The organism is Brachybacterium sp. HMSC06H03 (assembly GCF_001807385.1).
Taxonomy (GTDB): Bacteria; Actinomycetota; Actinomycetes; order Actinomycetales; family Dermabacteraceae; genus Brachybacterium; species Brachybacterium conglomeratum.
Map to the genome: position 1 here is coordinate 22,731 of NZ_KV788712.1, position 3,696 is coordinate 26,426.

General features: G+C 70.2%; 3 protein-coding genes. All 3 read left to right on the forward strand.

What is annotated here, in order from left to right; genetic code table 11:
- Positions 1-643 precede the first annotated feature (643 nt).
- Entirely contained in the window at positions 644-940 is a 297-nt protein-coding gene (groES, locus tag HMPREF3159_RS04925) for a co-chaperone GroES (RefSeq protein WP_010551191.1), read from the forward strand.
- Positions 941-943: 3 nt separating this feature from the next.
- Entirely contained in the window at positions 944-2,533 is a 1,590-nt protein-coding gene (gene groL, locus HMPREF3159_RS04930; protein ID WP_070499937.1) for a chaperonin GroEL, read from the forward strand.
- A gap of 348 nt (positions 2,534-2,881) precedes the next feature.
- Positions 2,882-3,583: a hypothetical protein gene (locus HMPREF3159_RS04935; protein ID WP_070499938.1), complete on the forward strand. Its 702-nt coding sequence runs from the start codon at positions 2,882-2,884 to the stop codon at positions 3,581-3,583.
- The last annotated feature ends 113 nt before the right edge of the window (positions 3,584-3,696 follow it).

The following is a 3,696-nucleotide window of genomic DNA, read 5'->3' on the forward strand; positions in this document are numbered from 1 at the left end:
GCGGATGAAGGCCATGGAGGATCTCCTCGGGGTCGGAGGGGTGTGAGCGTTGCGGACGGGCCCTGGATCGCAGGTGCGCCGTCGGTCTCGACATCCCCAGTCCTATCGCGCGCGAGGCGTGGCGTCACGCCTTCGGGGACGACAAGTTATCGGGTTCACAAAAAGGGTGTGACCTGGGCATCCCACGAGCCTTTCGGGGTGTGGGGGCGGGCGAAGCAGGGGTTGTGGTCTTCGGGGTCGGAGCCTCGACGTCGACCCCGAGGGGCTGCGCAGCACAAGGGGGAAGGGGCGGAACGGGAGGTGCGGCAACCGGGTCGTCGTGGACTCGGTCGCCGCGCTCTCCGGAGCCGCGGAGCCGGCGGAGTCGGGACACGGCGTGCACGCGCGTGGCTTTCTCTTGGCGCGTGGCCTGCGGCGACGCGTGCAGCGCGACGCGCCGAGCCGACGCCCGGCCCAGATTTAGCACTCGCCTTGCGTGAGTGCCAGCCATCGTCCTACAGTGGGCGCCGTTGGCAGTCGACGGCCGAGAGTGCCAGAAGCTGCCGCGAGGGACCCGCACCGGTCGGCACCGCGACGACGATCGGACCCGGGACCCGACCCCGAACTCATCCAGAGTCAGTCTCTTCATGAAGGAGTGAGCCGCATGTCGGTCTCCATCAAGCCCCTCGAGGACCGCGTCGTCGTCAAGCCGCTCGAGGCGGAGCAGACCACCGCCTCCGGCCTGGTCATCCCGGACACCGCGAAGGAGAAGCCCCAGGAGGGCGAGGTCGTCGCCGTCGGCGCCGGTCGCTTCGACGACAAGGGCGAGCGCGTCCCCATGGACGTCAAGGTCGGCGACAAGGTCGTCTTCTCCAAGTACGGCGGCACCGAGCTCAAGTACGGCAACGAGGAGTTCCTGGTCCTCGGCGCGCGCGACATCCTCGCGATCATCGAGGCCTGATCCATGGCCAAGGAGATCCTGTACAACGAGGACGCGCGCCGCGCGCTCGAGCGGGGCGTGGACAAGCTCGCCAACACCGTCAAGGTGACGCTCGGGCCCAAGGGCCGCAACGTCGTCCTCGACAAGAAGTGGGGCGCCCCCACCATCACCAACGACGGCGTGACCATCGCCCGTGAGATCGAGCTCGAGGATCCCTACGAGAACCTCGGCGCTCAGCTCACGAAGGAGGTCGCGACCAAGACCAACGACGTGGCCGGTGATGGCACCACCACTGCCACCGTCCTCGCCCAGGCCATCGTGCACGAGGGCCTGCGCAACGTCGCCTCGGGCGCGGCGCCCGCCGCCCTCAAGCGCGGCATCGAGAAGGCCGTCGAGGCGCTCTCCGAGAAGCTCGGGGAGATCTCGACCCCGGTCGACGGCAAGGCCCAGATCGCGTCGGTCGCCTCGGTCTCCAGCCAGGACCGCGAGATCGGCGACCTGCTCGCCGAGGCCTTCGACAAGGTCGGCAAGGACGGCGTCATCACGGTGGAGGAGTCCTCCACCACCGCGATGGAGCTCGACTTCACCGAGGGCATGCAGTTCGACAAGGGCTTCATCTCCCCGCACTTCGTCACCGATGCGGACCGCCAGGAGGTCGTCCTCGAGGACGCGCAGGTGCTGCTGCACCAGGGCAAGATCTCAGCCGTGGCCGACATCCTCCCGCTGCTCGAGAAGGTGGTGGAGAGCGGCAAGCCGCTGTTCATCATCGCCGAGGACGTCGACGGCGAGGCCCTGTCCACGCTGGTCGTCAACAAGATCCGCGGCGCCTTCAAGGGAGCGGCCGTCAAGGCTCCCGCCTTCGGCGACCGCCGCAAGGCCATGCTCCAGGACATCGCCGTGCTCACCGGCGCCCAGGTCGTCACCTCCGACCTCGGCCTGGATCTCAAGACCGTCGACACCGACGTGCTCGGTCACGCCGGCCGCGTCGTCGTCACCAAGGATTCGACCACCATCGTGGGCGGGGCCGGCGACGACCAGGCCGTGGCCGATCGCGTCGCGCAGATCCGTGCCGAGATCGAGAACACCGACTCCGACTGGGATCGCGAGAAGCTCCAGGAGCGCCTCGCGAAGCTGGCCGGCGGCGTGTCCGTGATCAAGGTCGGGGCTCACACCGAGGTGGAGCTCAAGGAGAAGAAGATGCGCATCGAGGACGCGGTCTCCGCGACCCGCGCTGCCATCGAGGAGGGCATCGTCGCCGGCGGCGGCTCCGCCATCGTGCAGGCGTCCTCCGTGCTGGTCGACGACCTCGGCCTGACCGGTGACGAGGCCGTGGGCGTTCGCGCCGTGGCCCGTGCGGTCGTCGAGCCTCTGCGCTGGATCTCCGAGAACGCGGGCCTCGAGGGCTACGTCGTCGTGGAGAAGGTCAAGGAGGCGCAGGTCGGCACCGGCCTGAACGCCGCGACCGGCGAGTACGTCGACCTGGTCTCCGCCGGCATCATCGACCCGGTCAAGGTCACCCGCTCCGCCCTGCGGAACGCGGCCTCGATCGCGGGCATGGTGCTGACCACCGAGACCCTGGTCATCGAGAAGAAGGACGAGGACGAGGAGGCCTGATCCTCCGAGTCGACGATCGGCGTCCGTCGATCGCGTCCGACCCGACGGGGCGGGCGGTGCGGGGAGACCCGCGCCGCCCGCCCCCTCGTCGTGCGCGCGGGGTCATGCCCTTCGACTGGACCGAGCTCGCAGGGACCGGGCTGCCCGTGACCGGCGCGAGGAGCGCGAGGAGGACCCGGCCTCCCGGCCCTCCCATGACGTGCCCGTCGACCCTGGTCCCACCAGGTCCGACGGGCACGTCCGTTCCTCTGGTCAATGCGCTCGCCGATCCGGTGCGAGTCCTAAGATGAGCGGACCCGGCCGGGATGCGCCGGGACCGTCCTGGGAACGAGAGTCGGAGGAGCAGTGGTGACGAGCACGCCGGACACGCTGCCCCCGGCCGCCGGAGGGGACCTCCCCACGCGGACCTACGGGCCGCCCGCGGCTGTGGTGATCGGGGCGCTGATCATCGGCCTCGTGTTCGCGGTCGTGCTCGAGTTCCTCGTGATCATCAGCTTCGTCGGGCAGCGGCTCTGGCGCCATCCGGAGCTCATGCACGATGCCCTGTTCACCCTCCCGCTGGTGCTGTGGGTGCTGGTCGCGGTCGTCTCTGGCGTGATGACCCTGCGGGTGGTGACCCTGTGGCTGCAGCTGGACGAGGACGGCTTCGAGCTGCGCAGCCTCTTCCGGCCCACGCTCAGGGCCCGCTGGACCGAGGTCGGCTCCGTGATCGCGGTGCGGGACATCGCCCGCGACTCCGGTTCCGCGGAGGCGCTCGACCCGCCGGAGACCGCCTACGACGGCGTCTACGTGCTGGACCACCAGGGTCGACGGCTCCTCGCCGTCTCGAGCCGCTTCTTCGGCGAGAGGGCGCAGCGGATGGCGCTGCAGCGGGCCCGCGAGGCGGGGATCCGCATCGAGCACATCGATGCGATCACCCCCGCCGAGCTGAGGCGCGAGGCCCCGCAGGCGATGACCTTCGTGGACCGTCACCCCACGTTGCTGCTGCTCGCGCTGCTGGCGTTCTACATCGGCCACAACGTGCTGACCTTCGCCGTGTGGGGGCTGTGAGGCCGCAGGGCCCGATGTCGTCCGGGCGGTCCGCAGCCGACCCGTCGAGGGTGGAGCCGCCGGGCGCGGTGCCGTCGGGCGCAGGGCCGGCGGGCGGGACGCGGACGGGCGGG